Origin of the sequence: Streptantibioticus ferralitis, from assembly GCF_029223525.1 — a bacterium.
GTDB classification, from domain to species: Bacteria; Actinomycetota; Actinomycetes; order Streptomycetales; family Streptomycetaceae; genus Streptantibioticus_A; species Streptantibioticus_A ferralitis.
In genome coordinates this window covers 1-16,260 of the sequence record NZ_JARHTQ010000024.1, presented here as the reverse complement: position 1 = coordinate 16,260, position 16,260 = coordinate 1, and the positions used below count along the sequence as shown (strand labels likewise).

The 16,260-nt window shown below is 72.0% G+C and carries 15 protein-coding genes and 1 pseudogene; 11 read left to right on the top strand and 5 right to left on the bottom strand.

Features of this window, described 5'->3' with window-relative positions; genetic code table 11:
• Positions 1-71: 71 nt before the first annotated feature.
• Positions 72-623 (bottom strand): hypothetical protein, encoded by a 552-nt coding sequence (locus tag P2L57_RS28785; protein WP_275819485.1) that lies wholly within the window; start codon positions 621-623, stop codon positions 72-74.
• Positions 624-1,034: 411 nt separating this feature from the next.
• Here P2L57_RS28785 and P2L57_RS28780 point away from each other — a divergent pair, with 411 nt between their 5' ends.
• The gene (locus tag P2L57_RS28780) at positions 1,035-1,586 is read left to right on the top strand and encodes a DoxX family protein (RefSeq protein WP_275819296.1); all 552 of its coding nucleotides are present in this window, start codon (positions 1,035-1,037) and stop codon (positions 1,584-1,586) included.
• Between the two features lie 150 nt (positions 1,587-1,736).
• Positions 1,737-3,956 carry an NADP-dependent isocitrate dehydrogenase gene (locus P2L57_RS28775; RefSeq protein WP_275819293.1) on the top strand — a complete coding sequence of 740 codons (2,220 nt, stop codon included), beginning with the start codon at positions 1,737-1,739 and terminating at the stop codon, positions 3,954-3,956.
• A gap of 108 nt (positions 3,957-4,064) precedes the next feature.
• Here the strand turns inward: P2L57_RS28775 and P2L57_RS28770 are convergent.
• Positions 4,065-4,266, bottom strand: a pseudogene (locus P2L57_RS28770) (hypothetical protein); the annotation flags it as partial.
• Positions 4,267-4,332: 66 nt separating this feature from the next.
• On the opposite strand from P2L57_RS28770, the gene P2L57_RS28765 reads away from it, so the two are divergent.
• The 7 genes from P2L57_RS28765 to P2L57_RS28735 all read left to right on the top strand — a co-directional run bounded on the left by P2L57_RS28765 (position 4,333) and on the right by P2L57_RS28735 (position 10,912).
• Entirely contained in the window at positions 4,333-5,172 is an 840-nt protein-coding gene (locus tag P2L57_RS28765) for a helix-turn-helix transcriptional regulator (RefSeq protein WP_275819291.1), read from the top strand.
• A gap of 209 nt (positions 5,173-5,381) precedes the next feature.
• Positions 5,382-5,816 (top strand): MarR family winged helix-turn-helix transcriptional regulator, encoded by a 435-nt coding sequence (locus tag P2L57_RS28760; protein ID WP_275819469.1) that lies wholly within the window; start codon positions 5,382-5,384, stop codon positions 5,814-5,816.
• A 113-nt stretch (positions 5,817-5,929) separates the two neighbouring features.
• Complete coding sequence (gene argC / locus P2L57_RS28755) at positions 5,930-6,958, top strand: N-acetyl-gamma-glutamyl-phosphate reductase (protein ID WP_275819289.1); 1,029 nt, start codon at positions 5,930-5,932, stop codon at positions 6,956-6,958.
• Positions 6,959-7,132: 174 nt separating this feature from the next.
• On the top strand, positions 7,133-8,284 hold the full coding sequence (gene argJ / locus P2L57_RS28750) for a bifunctional glutamate N-acetyltransferase/amino-acid acetyltransferase ArgJ (protein WP_275819287.1): 1,152 nt from the start codon (positions 7,133-7,135) through the stop codon (positions 8,282-8,284).
• On the top strand, positions 8,281-9,186 hold the full coding sequence (gene argB / locus P2L57_RS28745; RefSeq protein ID WP_275819285.1) for an acetylglutamate kinase: 906 nt from the start codon (positions 8,281-8,283) through the stop codon (positions 9,184-9,186). Before argJ ends, argB begins: the two co-directional genes overlap by 4 nt.
• Positions 9,183-10,376 carry an acetylornithine transaminase gene (locus tag P2L57_RS28740; protein ID WP_275819283.1) on the top strand — a complete coding sequence of 398 codons (1,194 nt, stop codon included), beginning with the start codon at positions 9,183-9,185 and terminating at the stop codon, positions 10,374-10,376. The genes argB and P2L57_RS28740 overlap by 4 nt, the downstream gene beginning before the upstream one ends.
• Positions 10,377-10,381: 5 nt before the next feature.
• On the top strand, positions 10,382-10,912 hold the full coding sequence (locus P2L57_RS28735) for an arginine repressor (RefSeq protein WP_275819467.1): 531 nt from the start codon (positions 10,382-10,384) through the stop codon (positions 10,910-10,912).
• Between the two features lie 304 nt (positions 10,913-11,216).
• On the opposite strand, the gene P2L57_RS28730 is transcribed toward P2L57_RS28735, so the two are convergent.
• From P2L57_RS28730 to P2L57_RS28720, 3 genes are read right to left on the bottom strand one after another with little or no spacing between them, the layout of a single operon-like run.
• Positions 11,217-11,957: an FAD:protein FMN transferase gene (locus P2L57_RS28730; RefSeq protein ID WP_275819465.1), complete on the bottom strand. Its 741-nt coding sequence runs from the start codon at positions 11,955-11,957 to the stop codon at positions 11,217-11,219.
• A 31-nt stretch (positions 11,958-11,988) separates the two neighbouring features.
• The gene (locus tag P2L57_RS28725; RefSeq protein WP_275819281.1) at positions 11,989-12,471 is read right to left on the bottom strand and encodes an FMN-binding protein; all 483 of its coding nucleotides are present in this window, start codon (positions 12,469-12,471) and stop codon (positions 11,989-11,991) included.
• Positions 12,472-12,481: 10 nt separating this feature from the next.
• Entirely contained in the window at positions 12,482-13,852 is a 1,371-nt protein-coding gene (locus tag P2L57_RS28720) for a ferredoxin reductase family protein (RefSeq protein ID WP_275819279.1), read from the bottom strand.
• A gap of 126 nt (positions 13,853-13,978) precedes the next feature.
• Between P2L57_RS28720 and P2L57_RS28715 the strand changes: the two genes are divergently transcribed.
• A complete protein-coding gene (locus tag P2L57_RS28715) occupies positions 13,979-14,731 on the top strand; it encodes a response regulator transcription factor (RefSeq protein ID WP_275819277.1) in 753 nt (250 codons plus the stop codon).
• On the top strand, positions 14,728-16,227 hold the full coding sequence (locus tag P2L57_RS28710) for a sensor histidine kinase (RefSeq protein ID WP_275819275.1): 1,500 nt from the start codon (positions 14,728-14,730) through the stop codon (positions 16,225-16,227). Before P2L57_RS28715 ends, P2L57_RS28710 begins: the two co-directional genes overlap by 4 nt.
• Positions 16,228-16,260 lie beyond the last annotated feature (33 nt).

Sequence of the window (16,260 nt, the reverse complement as noted above, 5' to 3'; positions counted from 1 at the left end):
ATTCGCGTACGGCGGTCCCGCACCCGCGCGACGGATCGGGACCACGGAGCCTGACCGCCGGTCGACCGCGATCAGGTGATGGGGTCGGGGGAGTCACCCGCGAGGAGGAGTTGCGGCACCTGGCTGAAGGCCCAGCCGTCGCCGTCGCGGTTGAAGACGTAGACCACGTCGAACCGGGAGCCCGGCCAGGACGCCGGGGGCTCCGGGGCGACGGGACCCAGATGGGCGATGATCGCCGAGATGTTCTGGTGTTCCCAGGAGACCAGCGTGGGCCCGGAGGCGGTGCGCAGCGCCGCCGCGAGCGCGGCTTCCTGGCCCTTGGCGAACCGCAGGTCGATCGAGGTGCCCAGGGTGGCTGCGAGCGGGGTGACCGTCTCCTTGGGGCGCTTGCTGTCGCCGCCGGACGGGTCGGCGGCGAAGATCCGGTCCGGGCGGGCCAGCCCGGGGCGCGGCGGCGCGCTCCGCCCGTCACCGCCGCGCGGGTCGAACAGCCCGATCAGCGCGCCCGCACGGGACCAGCCCTGGACGGTCAGCGACTGGTCGTCCTTCTCGCCCGCCTCGGTCACCCCGTAGGGAGAACCGCAGCCACTGGGCTTCTCGGCATGGCGGATGATCATGAGCACGTCTGCCCCTCCGTTCCCGGCGGCTGCCGCGGGCACTGCGCCGGTGGCGGGGTCCGGTCCCGCGGTGCCGTGTTCGCCGAGCCCTTCCCGCATCCGCCCAGCGCGGGGGCGGCAGCGCCCACCGCCGGTGGTACGGGCATCGTGCGGCGCCGCACCCCGGGTTCCATGCTGAGGACCGCCGTCGTTGTTCCTGAGAATCATGTCGCCGAACGCTGGGGCTGGGCGTACGACTCGCCAACTACGAGGCGGTGTCGCGGTATTCGGGACGCACAACCGAAGGCGGCGGTTTGAACACCACGGGGCATCTGTGACGTATGTCACGGTGAGGGCTATCCTCCGTAGGGTGCGCGCTGGTCCCCTGGACGGTCGGCGCCACCATGGAGAGCCCCAGTCTAGGGAAGAGGGCTCCCGATGAAACTCATCGTCGAGCGGCTGCGCGCCCCTCCCGAGCCTGCGGCCGCCACCCCGGCGAGGGGCTCGGTGTCCGCCGGGGACTGCGGTCTGCTGCTCATCAGGCTCGCTGTCGGGCTGCTGATGGCGGGACACGGCGCCCAGAAGCTCTTCGGGTTGTTCGGCGGCCATGGCCTGTCCGCCACCGGCAGGGGGTTCGCCTCGCTCGGGTACCGCCCTGGAACGGTGTTCGCCGCTGTCGGCGGCGGCGCCGAGTTCCTCGGCGGCTTGGGCCTGGCCCTGGGGCTGTTCACGCCGCTGGCAGCCGCCGCCCTGATCGGCGTCATGATCAACGCCATGGTGACCGTCACCGCCGCCCACGGCGTGTGGGAAACCCATGGCGGCCTGGAGTACAACGTGTGCATCGCGGCCGTCGCACTCGCCATCGCCGCCACAGGTCCCGGCCGCCTCGCCCTGGACCGGCCGTTCCGCTGGGGGAAGGGCGGCTGGCGCGAGGCCTCCTTCGCGCTGCTGCTGGGCGGCTTCGTCGCCGCCGTCGTGCTGGCTCTTTGATGCCGGTCCGGGTGGCACGGGGGCGAGGCGTCGCTTTGTGCCGCCGGTAGAAGGCAGGGCTCTTTCAAAAGGGCAGGGCCCTTTCGAAGGTGAGTCGATCACGGGATATCTTGATGTCAAGCAATGTGCAGACGTGGAGCGGAGCACCCGGTGACTGACTCGACCATCATCTATACCCACACCGACGAGGCCCCGGCCCTGGCGACGTATTCGTTCTTGCCTGTGATCGAGGCGTACGCCTCGACGGCCGGGGTCACTGTGGAGACCCGTGATATCTCTCTGGCAGGGCGGATCATCGCCAGCTTCCCCGAGCGTCTTGAGGAGAGCCAGCGCATTGATGACGCCCTCGCCGAACTCGGCGAGCTGGCCAGGACCCCCGGGGCGAACATCATCAAGCTGCCGAACATCTCGGCTTCGATCCCGCAGCTGAAGGCGGCCATCGCCGAACTGCAGCAGCAGGGCTACGCACTGCCGGACTACCCGGACGACCCGAAGACCGACGAGGAGCGGGACGTCCGCGCGCGCTACGACAAGGTCAAGGGCAGCGCCGTCAACCCGGTGCTGCGCGAGGGCAACTCCGACCGCCGCGCCGCGCCGGCGGTGAAGAACTACGCCAAGGCGCACCCGCACAAGATGGGTGCCTGGGTGCCCGAGTCGAAGACCAACGTCGCGCACATGGACGCCGACGACTTCCGCTCCACCGAGAAGTCCGCGGTCATCGCCGAGGCGGGCTCGCTGCGCATCGAACTCGCGGGGGACGACGGCAGCACCACCGTCCTGCGTGAGTCGGTTCCGGTCCTCGCCGGAGAGGTCGTGGACGTGTCCGTCATGCGGGTGGCGGAGCTGCGCGAGTTCCTCGCGGCGCAGGTCGCCCGGGCCAAGGCCGAGGGCGTGCTGTACTCGGTGCACCTGAAGGCCACCATGATGAAGGTCTCCGACCCGATCATCTTCGGCCATGCGGTGCGCGCCTTCTTCCCGAAGACGTTCGCCGAGCACGGCGCCACGCTCGCCGCGGCCGGTCTGACCCCGAACGACGGGCTCGGCGGCATCCTGAAGGGCCTGGAGTCGCTGCCCGACGGCGCGGCGATCAAGGCGTCCTTCGAGGCCGAGCTCGCCGACGGCCCCGCCCTGGCGATGGTCGACTCCGACCGCGGCATCACCAACCTGCACGTACCGAGCGATGTCATCGTCGACGCCTCGATGCCGGCCATGATCCGCACCTCCGGCCACATGTGGGGCCCGGACGGCCAGGAGGCCGACACCCTCGCGGTCATCCCGGACAGCAGCTACGCCGGGATCTACCAGGTCGTCATCGACGACTGCCGGGCGAACGGCGCGTACGACCCGGCGACGATGGGCTCGGTGCCGAACGTCGGTCTGATGGCGCAGAAGGCCGAGGAGTACGGCAGCCACGACAAGACCTTCGAGATCCCCACCACCGGCACGGTGCGGGTCCTCGACGGCAGCGGCACCGTGGTGCTGGAGCAGGCCGTGAGCGCCGGCGACATCTTCCGCATGTGCCAGACCAAGGACGCACCGATCCAGGACTGGGTCAAGCTCGCCGTCTCCCGCGCCCGCGCCACCGGTGACCCGGCCGTCTTCTGGCTGGACGAGGGCCGCGCCCACGACGCGCAGCTGATCGAGAAGGTCACGGCCTACCTGCCCGAGCACGACACCGAGGGCCTGCGGATCGAGATCATGTCGCCGGTCGAGGCGATCAGGTTCTCGCTGGAACGCATCCGCCGCGGTGAGAACACCATCTCGGTCACCGGCAACGTGCTGCGCGACTACCTGACCGACCTGTTCCCGATCCTTGAGCTGGGCACCAGCGCCAAGATGCTCTCCGTCGTCCCGCTCATGAACGGTGGCGGCCTGTTCGAGACCGGCGCCGGCGGCTCCGCGCCGAAGCACGTCCAGCAGCTCGTCAAGGAGAACTACCTGCGCTGGGACAGCCTGGGCGAGTTCCTCGCGCTCGCGGTCAGCTTCGAGCACCTCGCGCAGACCACGGGCAACGCACGGGCCAAGGTGCTCGCGGACACCCTGGACCGCGCGACCGGCTCCTTCCTCAACGAGAACAAGTCGCCGAGCCGCCGCGTCGGTGGCATCGACAACCGCGGCAGCCACTTCTACCTGGCGCTGTACTGGGCGCAGGAGCTGGCCAAGCAGACCGACGACACCCAGCTCGCGGAGGCGTTCGCCGATCTCGCCAAGACGCTCACCGAGCAGGAGCAGACCATCGTCGACGAGCTGATCGCGGTGCAGGGCTCCCCGGCCGACATCGGCGGCTACTACCAGCCCGCCGCCGCCAGGGCCTCGGCGGTCATGCGCCCGTCGGAGACCTTCAACCGGGCGCTGGCCTCCCTGCGCTGACGCACCGACCGCTGACGCGAAGGGCTGACCGCTCTTCCGTCCGCGACAGCACCGCCCCGGCTGGCAAAGCGCCCGGCCGGGGCGGTGCTGCTTCCTCATCAGCGGCCCGGCGTCGTCGGTGACGTCGACGAGGACCATCCGGGCGCCCGGCCGCGCGGCGCCCGCGTTCGGCATCCCGGCTGCCGATGCAGCCGGTGTGGCCCGCGGTGATGAGTCGGCGGGCGGTCTCGAAGCCCAGTCCCTGGTTCGCTCCGGTGATCAGTGTTGTCGTCGTGCCTCCAGGCTCCGGCTCGGCGGTGTGGCCCGTCAGTCGTCCGGTCTTCCTAGGACTGCCGGTACCAGGCAGGTCCGCGGCCCGCGGTGCACACTGGTGGGCATGGCGACGGCGGAGTTCGGGAAGGCGGTGCGCCGTTGGCGCGATCGGGTCTCGCCGGAGGCCGCAGGGCTGCCCGCCGGTGGACAGCGGCGCGCGGCCGGACTGCGCCGTGAGGAACTGGCCCTGCTGGCCGGGATCTCCGTCGACTACGTCACGCGTCTCGAACAGGGCCGCGCGTCCCACCCGTCGGCGCAGGTCGTCGAAGCCCTGGCCAGGGCCCTGCGGCTGTCGCAGTCCGAGCGCGCGCACCTGTTCCGGCTGGCCGAGCTGGCGCCCCCGGGCCCGGAAACGGTACCCGCGTACATCACCCCGAGCATGCAGCGGCTCCTGGACAGACTGACCGGGTCGCCCGTCGCGGTCTACGACGCGTCCTGGACGCTGCTGCTGGCCAACGCGGCGTACGCGGCGCTGATGGGCGACCCGTCCGGATGGCGCGGCAACCAACGCAACAGTGTGTGGCGACACTTCGTCGGCCCGGGCAGCCGGGCCCGGCACCCGCCGGAGTCCCTGCGTGCGTTCGAGGCCGCGCTGGTCGCCGACCTGCGCTCGGTCACCGGCCGCTATCCGGACGACCGGCGGCTACAGCAGTTGGTCGCGGAACTGCGCGCGAACAGCGACCGGTTCGCCGAGCTGTGGGATTCCGGCGCCGTCGGTCGCCATGAGGCCGCGCGCAAGACCATCGACCACCCGCGCGTGGGCCCCCTGACGCTGGACTGCGACGTGCTCAACGTGGCGGGCAGCGATCTGCACATCATGATCTACACGGCCGAGCCCGGCACCGAAGACGCCGAACGCCTCGAACTGCTCACCGTGCTCGGCACCCAGACACTCGTCGGATAGCCGCCCCACCTGACGCCCGAAGCCGGGCTCCGGCCAGGCACGCCTGGCGCTCGACGCGGCAGATGTCAGGACGACAGGTCGGCCGAAGAACCCGTACGAGAAGCGGTGACGACGACCGTGCGTACCGGAACGCCGCGCCGACCCGCCAGTCGGCACCCGAGGAGGGCAAGCATCGCCCCGCCGCCTCGGCCTCGGACGCGATCAGTGCGATGGACGGCCTCATCGCGACGAGTGTCGTCGGGCAGCAGGAGTTCGCCCGGAACCTGGGTCTGAGTGTCGCGGACCTCATCTGCTTCGCATACGTCCTGGAGGCCGGGGACTCCCCGGCCTCCGCCGGTGACCTGGCTGGGCGCGCGCATGTCACGACGGTGGCGGTGACCGGCATCCTCAAACGCCTTGAGCGCGGCGGGTTCGTGACCCGGCAGCCGGACCCCGCTGACCGGCGCCGAGTGCGCGTCGCCGCCGTCCCGGCCGCCGCCGAACGTGTGCGGGCCGTCTACGAGCCGTACTACGCGCTCCTCGCCGAGCTCTTCGCGGACTACGCGCCCGACGAGGTCGCCGTACTCGCGGACTGGTTCACGGGTGCCGGCGCGCTGGCGCGTACCTACCTCAAGGAGTCGCGCGAGGGCGGATCCTCCGGCTGAGGGGCGCTGGACTGCGGATCCGGCCCCAGCGGAGTGCGCGGGGAGTGCATCGAACCGTCTTTGCATAAAAGTTCGACGCGCCGTATAGTCATGCCATCGACGAGGAGGGTTCGATGGCATTGCGGGCGGCGGTAGCGGGGGCGAGCGGATACGCGGGCGGCGAGGTGCTGCGTCTGCTGCTCGCGCACCCCGAGATCGAGATCGGAGCGGTCACCGGGAACTCCAACGCCGGCCAGCGTCTCGGTGCGCTGCAGCCGCATCTGCTGCCGCTCGCCGACCGGGTGCTGGAACCCACCGCACCGGAGGTGCTCGCCGGGCACGATGTGGTCTTCCTCGCGCTGCCGCACGGGCAGTCCGCCGCCGTGGCGGAGCAACTCGCAGACGGCACGCTGATCGTGGACTGCGGCGCGGACTTCCGGCTGAACAGTGCCGCCGACTGGGAGAAGTTCTACGGCTCCGGGCACGCCGGGACCTGGCCGTACGGCTTGCCGGAACTGCCTGGTGGCCGTGCCGCGTTGAAGGGGGCCAGCCGGATCGCCGTTCCGGGCTGCTACCCGACCGCCGTGTCGCTAGCGCTGTTCCCGGCGTACGCGGCAGGGCTGGCCGAGCCCGAAGCCGTGGTCGTGGCCGCCTCCGGAACGTCCGGCGCGGGCAAGACACCCAAACCGCATCTGCTGGGCAGCGAGGTCATGGGCTCGATGAGCCCGTACGGCGTCGGCGGCGGCCACCGGCACACCCCGGAGATGGTGCAGAACCTCTCCGCGGCCGCGGGCCGGCCGGTCACCGTCTCGTTCACCCCGACTCTCGCCCCGATGCCCCGCGGGATCCTGGCCACCTGCAGCGCGAGGGCCACCGCGGGCGTGACCGCGCACACCCTGCGCGCGGCGTACGAGACGGCGCTGCGGGACGAGCCGTTCGTCCATCTGCTCCCCGAGGGGCAGTGGCCGTCCACCGCGGCCGTCCACGGGTCCAACTCCGCGCTGCTGCAGGTCGCCTACGACGAGACCGCGCACCGCGTCATCGCCATCAGCGCCATCGACAACCTCACCAAGGGCACCGCCGGCGGCGCGGTGCAGAGCATGAACGTCGCCCTCGGCCTCCCCGAGGAGCTGGGACTTTCCACGATCGGAGTAGCACCGTGAGTGACGCGCGCGAGGCCGACGGGCCGCAGACATCGACACATCGGAACCCTCGCCTCGCGGGCGGAGAAGCGAACGGAGAGACACGGTGAGTGACGCGCGCGAGGCCGACGGGCCGCAGACATCGACACATCGGAACCCTCGCCTCGCGGGCGGAGAAGCGAACGGAGAGACACAGTGAGCGTCACGGCAGCAAACGGCTTCACGGCGGCGGGGATCGCCGCCGGGATCAAGGAGAGCGGGAACGCCGATCTCGCCCTCGTCGTCAACAACGGCCCGCGTCTGGCCGCCGCCGGTGTCTTCACCTCCAACCGTGTCAAGGCCGCTCCCGTCCTGTGGTCAGAACAGGTCCTCAAGGGCGGCACGGTGAGCGCTGTCGTCCTCAACTCCGGTGGCGCCAACGCCTGTACCGGGCCGCTGGGATTCCAGGACACCCACGCCACCGCGGAGAAGGCCGCCGACGTGCTGAACCTCAACGCGGGTGAGGTCGCCGTCGCCTCCACCGGGCTGATCGGCGTACGCCTCCCGATGGACAAGCTGCTCCCGGGCGTTGAGAAGGCCGCCGCCGAACTCTCCGCGCACGGCGGCGAGAAGGCCGCCATCGCCATCAAGACCACCGACACCGTGCACAAGACATCGGTCGTGGACTGCGACGGCTGGACGGTGGGCGGGATGGCCAAGGGCGCCGGCATGCTCGCGCCGGGCCTCGCCACGATGCTCGTGGTCCTGACCACCGACGCCGACCTGGACGCGCCCGCCCTGGACAAGGCGCTGCGCGCCGCGACCCGCACCACCTTCGACCGGGTCGACTCCGACGGCTGCATGTCCACCAACGACACCGTGCTGCTGCTCGCCTCCGGCGCGTCCGGGATCGCCCCCGGACACCGGGAGTTCGCCGCCGCCGTCCAGCAGGTCTGCGCGGATCTGGCCCGGCAGCTGATCGGGGACGCGGAAGGCGCGTCGAAGGACATCCGCATCGAGGTCATCAACGCCGCGAGCGAGGACGACGCGGTCGAGGTCGGCCGGTCCATCGCCCGCAACAACCTGCTCAAGTGCGCCATCCACGGCGAGGACCCCAACTGGGGCCGGGTGCTCTCGGCGATCGGCACCACCTCCGCCGCCTTCGAGCCCGACGCGCTGAACGTCGCCATCAACGGCGTCTGGGTGTGCAAGAACGGCTCGGTGGGCGAGGACCGGGAACTGGTCGACATGCGGTACCGGGAGGTGCGCATCACCGCGGACCTCGCCGCGGGCGGCGACTCCGCGGTGATCTGGGCCAACGACCTCACCGCCGACTACGTCCACGAGAACAGCGCGTACAGCTCATGAGTACTCGTAAGCACACCGCCCTGCCCAAGGCGCAGACCCTCATCGAGGCGCTGCCCTGGCTGACCCGCCACCACGGCAAGACCGTCGTCATCAAGTTCGGCGGCAACGCGATGGTCGACGAGGAGCTGAAGGCCGCCTTCGCCAAGGACGTGGTCTTCCTGCGGCATGCCGGACTGCGCCCGGTGGTGGTGCACGGCGGCGGCCCCCAGATCAGCGCCCAACTGGAGAAGCTGGGCTTGACCTCGGAGTTCAAGGCGGGCCTGCGGGTCACCACCCCGGAGACGATGGACGTCGTACGGATGGTGCTGGCCGGTCAGGTGCAACGTGAGCTGGTCGGGCTGCTCAACCAGCACGGGCCGCTGGCCGTCGGGCTCACCGGCGAGGACGCGCACACCATGAGCGCCGTCAAGCGGTACACCGAGGTCGATGGCGAGCGCGTGGACCTCGGCAGGGTCGGCGACATCACCGAGATCGACACCGGCGCCATCCAGGCGCTGCTGGACGACGGCCGGATCCCGGTCATCTCCTCGATCGCCCGCAGCGCCGACGACGGCCATGTCTACAACATCAACGCCGACACGGCCGCGGCCGCGCTCGCCGCCGCGCTGGGCGCCGAGACGCTGATGGTCCTCACCGATGTGGAAGGCCTCTACGCGGACTGGCCCAGCAGCGACGACGTCATCAGCCAACTGACCGCCAGCGAGCTGGAGAAGCTGCTCCCCGACCTGGCCAGCGGAATGGTGCCCAAGATGGAGGGGTGCCTGTACGCGGTGCGTAACGGCGTGCACACTGCCCGGGTGATCGACGGACGGGTACAGCACGCCATCCTGCTGGAGATCTTCACCGACGAGGGCATCGGCACCATGGTCGTGCCGGACGCACCCCAGGGGGGACGGGAATGACGAACGCCGAGCTCACCCAGCGCTGGCAGGGCGCGCTGATGGACAACTACGGCACCCCGCGGCTGCCGTTGGCGCGCGGCGCGGGCGCCAAGGTGTGGGACGCCGACGGCAGGGAGTACATCGACTTCGTCGGCGGCATCGCGGTGAACGCGCTCGGCCACGCGCACCCGGCGATCGCCGCCGCCGTGGCACACCAGATGGCCCAACTCGGCCATGTCTCCAACCTGTTCATCGCCGAGCCCCCGGTCGTCCTGGCCGAACGGCTGATGCGGCTGTTCGGCCGCCCGGGCCGGGTCTTCTTCTGCAACTCCGGTGCGGAGGCGGTAGAGGCGGCCTTCAAGATCGGACGACGGACCGGCCGCGGCCACATGGTGGCGACGCAGGGCGGCTTCCACGGCCGCACCATGGGCGCCCTCGCCCTCACCGGGCAGCCCGCCAAGCAGGAGCCGTTCCGGCCGCTGCCCGGCGATGTCACGCATGTGCCGTACGGGGACGCGGACGCGCTGCGCGCCGCGGTCGCCGAGCGGACCGCGGCCGTCTTCATCGAGCCGATCCAGGGCGAGAACGGCGTCGTCGTACCGCCCGAGGGCTATCTGACGGCCGCCCGTGAGATCACCCGCCGCACCGGAACCCTGCTGGTCCTGGACGAGGTCCAGACCGGCATCGGCCGTACCGGCCACTGGTTCGCCCACCAGGCGCAGGGCATCGAGCCGGATGTCGTCACGCTGGCCAAGGGCCTCGGCGGCGGGCTGCCGATCGGTGCCGCCGTCGCCTTCGGGGACGCCGCCGACCTGCTGACGCCCGGCCAGCACGGGACGACGTTCGGCGGCAACCCGGTGGTCTGCGCGGCGGCGCTCGCGGTACTCGACACCATCGAGGGCGAGGGACTGCTGGAGCGGGTCAAGCGCACTGGTGAGCGGCTGCGGGACGGCATCGAGGCGCTCGGCCACCCGCTCGTCGACCAGGTACGCGGTGCGGGGCTGTTGATCGGTATCGTGCTCACAGAGCCCCTCGCCGCCCAGGTGCAGCAGGCGGCTCAAGACGCCGGACTCCTGGTGAACGCCGCAGTGCCCGACACGGTACGGCTCGCTCCTCCGCTGATCCTCGGAGAGGACGAGGTGGATGCGTTCCTCCGGGCGCTACCCGGTGTCCTTGAGGTGGCTTGCGGGGCACGACGATCCGGAGAATGACGACCATGACCGAGGCGCAGCAGAGCGGCGGCCCGGCCGTACCGCAGACCCGCACCGCGCGACACCGCAGGATCGTTGACATCCTGAACCGGGAGCCGGTGCGGTCGCAGAGCCAACTCGCCAAGATGCTCGCCGACGACGGTCTGAACGTCACCCAGGCGACGCTCTCACGCGACCTGGACGAGCTGGGCGCGGTCAAGATCCGCAACACCGGCGGTGAGTTGATCTACGCGGTGCCGTCGGAGGGCGGGTTCCGTACCCCGATGGCACCGCTGGGCGAATCGGTGAAGGAGGAGCGGATGGCCCGGCTGGCGGGCGAACTGCTGATCTCCGCGGAAGCCTCCGCCAACCTCGTGGTGCTGCGCACGCCTCCGGGTGCCGCCCAGTTCCTGGCTTCGGCCATCGACCAGGCCGAGGTGCACGACATCCTGGGCACCATCGCGGGTGATGACACCCTGCTGCTGATCAGCCGTGACCCGTCGGGCGGCCAGGCACTGGCCGATCATCTGCTGCGGCTCGCCCAACGGGACCGCTAGCCGCTCGGGCGTAGCGAGGGGGCACGCCGCGCCCCGTGCCCGGGACTGTCCGCCGGACCGGCGGTCTGGCGGGCGGTTTGGCACCGTCGGTCCGCACCGGCGGTCCGCACCGCCGGGCTGCTCGCCGTCGCGGCGGGAGGAATTTTCCGCAGGTGCAGCGGCAGGAACCTCTCGCCGGTCCGGCGGTACGAGTACTCCGCCGCGTAGCGGCATCCATCGTCCGCCGCGACGGCGAGCGACCACGAGGGTGCGGACCGGCGGTGGCGAACCCACCGCAACCCAGGGAGGATCCGCCGGACCGGCACTAGCTGCAGCGAACTGCGGACACCCGGTCGAACCGGGTGGTCCGCCAGGTGCCGCCGTCGGCGGTGACCGCAAAGCCCTCGACGCCCGCCTGGGCGTCGAGCCAGTGGCGCGCCCGGGTGCCCATCGCGAAGGCCGCCGTGGCCCAGGCGTCGGCGTCGGCCAGGGAGCGGGCCAGCACGGTCACCGAGGCGGCCGCGTCGACCGGTGGGCGTCCGCTGCGCGGGTCCAGCACATGGCAGCCGCGTTCCGCCGTCCCCGAGGTGGCCACCGCCAGCTCGTCGGCGCCCTCGACCACGGTGGCCAGCTCGCCCGGCCGCAGCGGATGCGCGATGCCCACCCGCCAGGGCTGGCCGGGCTCCGGCTCCCCGAGCAGTTGGATGTCACCGCCGCCGTTGACGCACACGCCCCTCGCCCCCGCCTCTGAGATCATGCGCGCCGCACGCTCCACCGCCCACCCCTTGACCAGGCCGGTGGGGTCGAGGCCGCCCGCGTATCCGGCGCTGAACCAGCCGTCGGTCCGCTCCCGCGCCCGCTCGCACAGCCGCAGAACCTCGGCCACGTCCGCGTCGCACCGCGCGAGGTCCACCTCGCCCCGGGCGAGTCGGGACAGCTGGCTGTCCGGCCGGTAGGTGGAGAAGACCGCGTCCGCCGTGTGCAGCGAGGCCACCGCCGCCTCGATGGCGGAGCGCACCCGCGGCCCGCCGTCGCACGCGATGTCGAACGAGAAGACCGTGCCCATGGCCTCCTCGACGTGCCGCAACCGCCGCCGCTCAGCCACCGGCCCGGTCCAACGCGCTCTGCAGCGACTGGATGTAGCCCGCGCTGGTGTAACTGGCCCCGGACACCGCGTCGATGTGCGCGCTCTGCGCGGCGATCGCCTCCCGGGTCAACTGGGGCACGGCGTACGAGGCGATCTCCTGGTCGCGTGGGTTGTCCGACGGCGTCTGCAGGGCGGTGACCCCGGTGATCCGCCCGTTGGCGAAGGTCGCCTGGACCTGTACGGGGCCGTAGTCGGTCTGCACCGTGCTGCCGGTGACCGTGCCCGTGCGTTTCGCCGGAGCCGTACCGCCCTTTGACGGCGCGCCTGTTGACGGTGCGCCTGCCGACGACGTCGGGGGGCTGGTGGGGGCGGTGGCGTGCGCCAGCGCCGGGGCCGGGGCGGAGTGCGGCTTGAGGGCGAGCAGCAGCACGATCCCGGAGACCGTCGCGGCGGCGCCCAGGACGGTTCGACGCAGCGGATTCCTGGTCAACATATGCTCCTGCTCACAGTTCGAAGGACTCGTGGTGGATCCGGCGGCCCGGCACCCCGGCCTCCCGTAGCGCCGCGTGGGCCTGCTCCATCAGGCCCGGTGGACCGCACAGATAGGCGTCGTGCTCGGCGATGTCCGGGAGCACCGTGCGCAGCGCGGCCGCGCTGATGTCGGCGCGGCGGCCGTCCGGGCCGTTGACCGCGCTGTACACGCGCGCACCTCGCACCGAGGCGATCTCCTGCAACTCGCCCCACAGCGCCAGGTCTTCAGGGGTACGGGCGCGGTAGAGCAGGGTCAGATCCCCGGGCCCTGCGGGCAGCGTCTCGAACAGCGCGCGCAGCGGCGTGATGCCCACACCTCCGGCGACCAGCAGCACCTTGCGGCGCGAGCGGCGGCCCGCGGTGAGTGCCCCGTACGGTCCCTCCGCCCACACCCGGGTGCCCGGCCGCAACCCCGCCAGCGCAGCGCTGTGGCCGCCCGCCGCCTTGACGGTGATCCGCAGCCGGTCATGGCGGGGCGCGGCGGAGAGCGAGTACGGCGTGGCGGTCCAGCGCAGCGCCCCGGACAGGAAGCGCCAGCGCAGGAACTGCCCGGGCTCCGCGCCGAGTTCGGCCAACCGCTCGCCGCGGATCAGCACGGAGTGGACGTCCGGCGCCTCCCGCACCACCGACTCCACCCGCAACCGGTGCCGCGCGTTGAGCCGTACCGGAGCCAGCACCCGGTACCACAGCACCAGACCCGCCGCCCCGCCGTACAACAGGTACCAGGCCGCCTGCGCCACCGCGTTCCCGGCGAACTGGGCGCCCAGCGACAGCTGGTGGAAGAAGGCGAGGAAGACCGCGACGTACGTCAGCAGGTGGAGGTAGTACCAGGTTTCGTAGGCGACCCGGCGGCGCACGGCGCGCGCCGACAGCAACCCGACGGCCACCAGGATCACCGCGCCCAGCGTGCCCTTGAGCATGTCCGGGTAGTGCAGCACCACGTTCAGCGTCTCGTGCACCAGCGAGCTGTGGTCCTGCATCGCGTACCCCAGCAGGACGCAGCCCGCGTGCACCGCCAGCAGACTCACCGTCCACCGCCCGGCCATCGCGTGCCAGCGCGCCACCCGGTCGCTTCCGACGCCGCGCTCCAGCGCGGGCACCCTGGCCATCAGCGCGACGAGCACGGCGCAGGTGTAGCCGGTGAGCAGCCCGGCGATCCGGCCCGCGCCGACCAGCCAGCCGTCGGTCCCGACGACCGAGGAGGTGCCGGTCCACCACAGGGCGAGCACCCCGGCCGCTCCCAGGTGGACCAGCGCGAGGATCAGCGGTGCGGGCGAGCGCCGTGCGCGTAGCGGCGGCGCGGCGTGCCTGCGCACCGCCCTACCGTCGTACGTGGTGGTCACCAGTGGCTCCTTCCGCTTACCGGACGGCCCACTGTGCCCCGGTAAGTTCTGAGGAGCCTCTGAGGGGGCGGCCGTAGAGCGGCTTCAGAGGAAACTCAGAAGTGGCCGCGCAATCCTGTAGGCATCATGACGAACCCCAGCGCCCCCTCCCGCCGCCTGCCGTCGCTCACCCGCGAGGACGGCACCCCCGTCCGTGTCCTGGTCGTGGACGACGAACCGGATCTGGCCGATGTGCTCTCCGGTGTCCTGCGCTACGAGGGCTGGCAGGTGCGAACCGCCGCCGATGGCGCCTCCGCGCTCGCCGCCGCCCGTGAACTGCGGCCCGACGCCGTGGTGCTCGACGTCATGCTGCCGGACGTCGACGGCTTCGAGGTGCTGCGGCGGCTGCGCGCGGAGCAGCCGCAGGTGTGCGTGCTGTTCCTCACCGCGCGGGACGCGGTGGAGGACCGGATCGCGGGTCTGACGGCGGGCGGTGACGACTACGTCACCAAACCGTTCAGCCTGGAGGAGGTCGTGGCCCGGCTGCGCGGGCTGCTGCGCCGGGCGGGCATGACGCGGCTTCGCGACGAGGATGGTTCACTTCTCATCGTGGGCGACCTGGTGATGGACGAGGACGCCCGTGAGGTGAGCAGGTCGGGTGAGCTGGTGGAACTGTCCAGGACCGAGTTCGAGCTGCTGCGGTACCTGATGCGCAACCCGCGCCGGGTGCTCAGCAAGGCGCAGATACTCGACCGGGTGTGGTCCTACGACTTCGGAGGCAAGGCGCACGTGGTGGAGCTGTACGTCAGCTACCTGCGCAAGAAGATCGACGCGGGCCGCGCTCCGATGATCCACACCGTCCGTGGTGCGGGCTACGTACTGAAACCGGCGGACCGGTGAACCCGCCGCCGCTGCTGCGCCGTGCCGCCGCCGGGATCCGCCCGCGGACCCTGCGGGCCAGGCTGACCTGCGGGCTCGTCGTGCTGCTCGCGGTCGGGTGCGCGGCGGTCGGGCTGGCGGCGGTGCTGTCGCTGAGCGGCTTCCTCACCAACCAGCTGGACCAGCAGCTGGCCGCGGCGGGCGGCCGTTTCCCGGCCAGCCTGGAGCACGGCGGTCGCGGCGACCCGGCGGACGGCGGCGCCGGGGGAGTGCGGGCGGACACCCGGCGCCAGGCACCGGGCACCTTCGGGGCGCGGCTGCTGGGCGGGCGGGTGACGGACGTGGCCGTGGTGCGCTCCTCGGGCGCCGACACCGCGGTGTCGCTGGACGCCGCGGACGAGCGGGCGCTCGCCGCCCTGCCGACGGACGGCCGCGCCCAGGACATCCACCTGTCGGCGCTGCACCGCTACCGGGTCGCGGCGGTGCCCGGGCACGACGGGGACGTCCTGGTCACCGGGCTGCCCACGGCGGGCATCGAGGCGGCCGTGCACCGGCTGGAACTGGTGTCGGCCACGGTCTTCGGCGCGGTGCTGGTGGTGGCGGGGGTGGCCGGTGCCCTGTGGGTGCGCTGGAGTCTGCGCCCGCTGAGCAGGGTGGCGGCGACAGCCGCCTCCGTGACCCGGCTGCCGCTGGCCAGCGGCGAGGTGGCGCTGCCCGCGCGGGTTCCGGACGCGGACCCGAGGACCGAGGTCGGCCGGGTCGGCTCGGCGTTCAACCTCATGCTGAGCCATGTCGAGGACGCGCTGTCGCAGCGGCATGCCAGCGAGGAGCGGTTGCGCCGGTTCGCCGCCGACGCCAGCCATGAGCTGCGCACCCCGGTCGCGTCGATCCGCGGCCACGCCGAGCTGGCGTTGCGCCATCCCGGCCCGGTGCCGCCCGAGATCACGCATGCGGTGCACCGGGTGGCGGCCGAGTCGGGCCGGATGGGGGAGATGGTCGACGATCTGCTGCTGCTGGCCAGGCTGGACGCGGGACGGCCGCTGGAGCGGGACCCGGTGGACCTGACCCGCCTGGTGCTGGACGCGACCGACGACGCCCGGGTCGCGGGCCGCGGCCACCGCTGGACGCTGGACCTGCCGGAGCAGCCCGTCACCGTGTGCGGCGACCGGCACCGGCTGCACCAGGCGTTGGCCAACCTGCTGGCCAACGCACGAGTGCACACCCCCGAGGGGACGACGGTCGAGGTGGGGGTACGAGACTGCGGCGAGCACGCGGTGCTGACTGTCATCGACGACGGGCCGGGGGTCCCCGAGGCCGCTCAGGGCACCGTTTTCGAGCGCTTCGCCAGAGGCGATTCCCGCCGCCATGCGTCTGGCGGAGGTGCGGGTCTCGGCCTGGCTATCGTGGCTGCCGTCACTGCCGCCCATGGCGGTACCGCCGAGGTTCGCAGCCGCCCGGGTGAGACGGTCTTCACGCTGCGGCTGCCGCACAGCGAGGGGCCTGCGGCGCGGGACTGACCGGGCGACACCGCGGGGGATTCCAGGGACCCC

Excerpts from the sequence above, each read along its gene's own strand:
- P2L57_RS28780 (WP_275819296.1), top strand. The coding sequence starts at position 1,035 with ATGAAACTCATCGTCGAGCGGCTGCGCGCCCCTCCCGAGCCTGCGGCC.
- P2L57_RS28765 (WP_275819291.1), top strand. The coding sequence starts at position 4,333 with ATGGCGACGGCGGAGTTCGGGAAGGCGGTGCGCCGTTGGCGCGATCGG.
- P2L57_RS28760 (WP_275819469.1), top strand. The coding sequence starts at position 5,382 with ATGGACGGCCTCATCGCGACGAGTGTCGTCGGGCAGCAGGAGTTCGCC.
- argC (WP_275819289.1), top strand. The coding sequence starts at position 5,930 with ATGGCATTGCGGGCGGCGGTAGCGGGGGCGAGCGGATACGCGGGCGGC.
- argB (WP_275819285.1), top strand. The coding sequence starts at position 8,281 with ATGAGTACTCGTAAGCACACCGCCCTGCCCAAGGCGCAGACCCTCATC.
- P2L57_RS28740 (WP_275819283.1), top strand. The coding sequence starts at position 9,183 with ATGACGAACGCCGAGCTCACCCAGCGCTGGCAGGGCGCGCTGATGGAC.
- P2L57_RS28735 (WP_275819467.1), top strand. The coding sequence starts at position 10,382 with ATGACCGAGGCGCAGCAGAGCGGCGGCCCGGCCGTACCGCAGACCCGC.
- P2L57_RS28730 (WP_275819465.1), bottom strand. The coding sequence starts at position 11,957 with ATGGGCACGGTCTTCTCGTTCGACATCGCGTGCGACGGCGGGCCGCGG.
- P2L57_RS28725 (WP_275819281.1), bottom strand. The coding sequence starts at position 12,471 with ATGTTGACCAGGAATCCGCTGCGTCGAACCGTCCTGGGCGCCGCCGCG.
- P2L57_RS28715 (WP_275819277.1), top strand. The coding sequence starts at position 13,979 with ATGACGAACCCCAGCGCCCCCTCCCGCCGCCTGCCGTCGCTCACCCGC.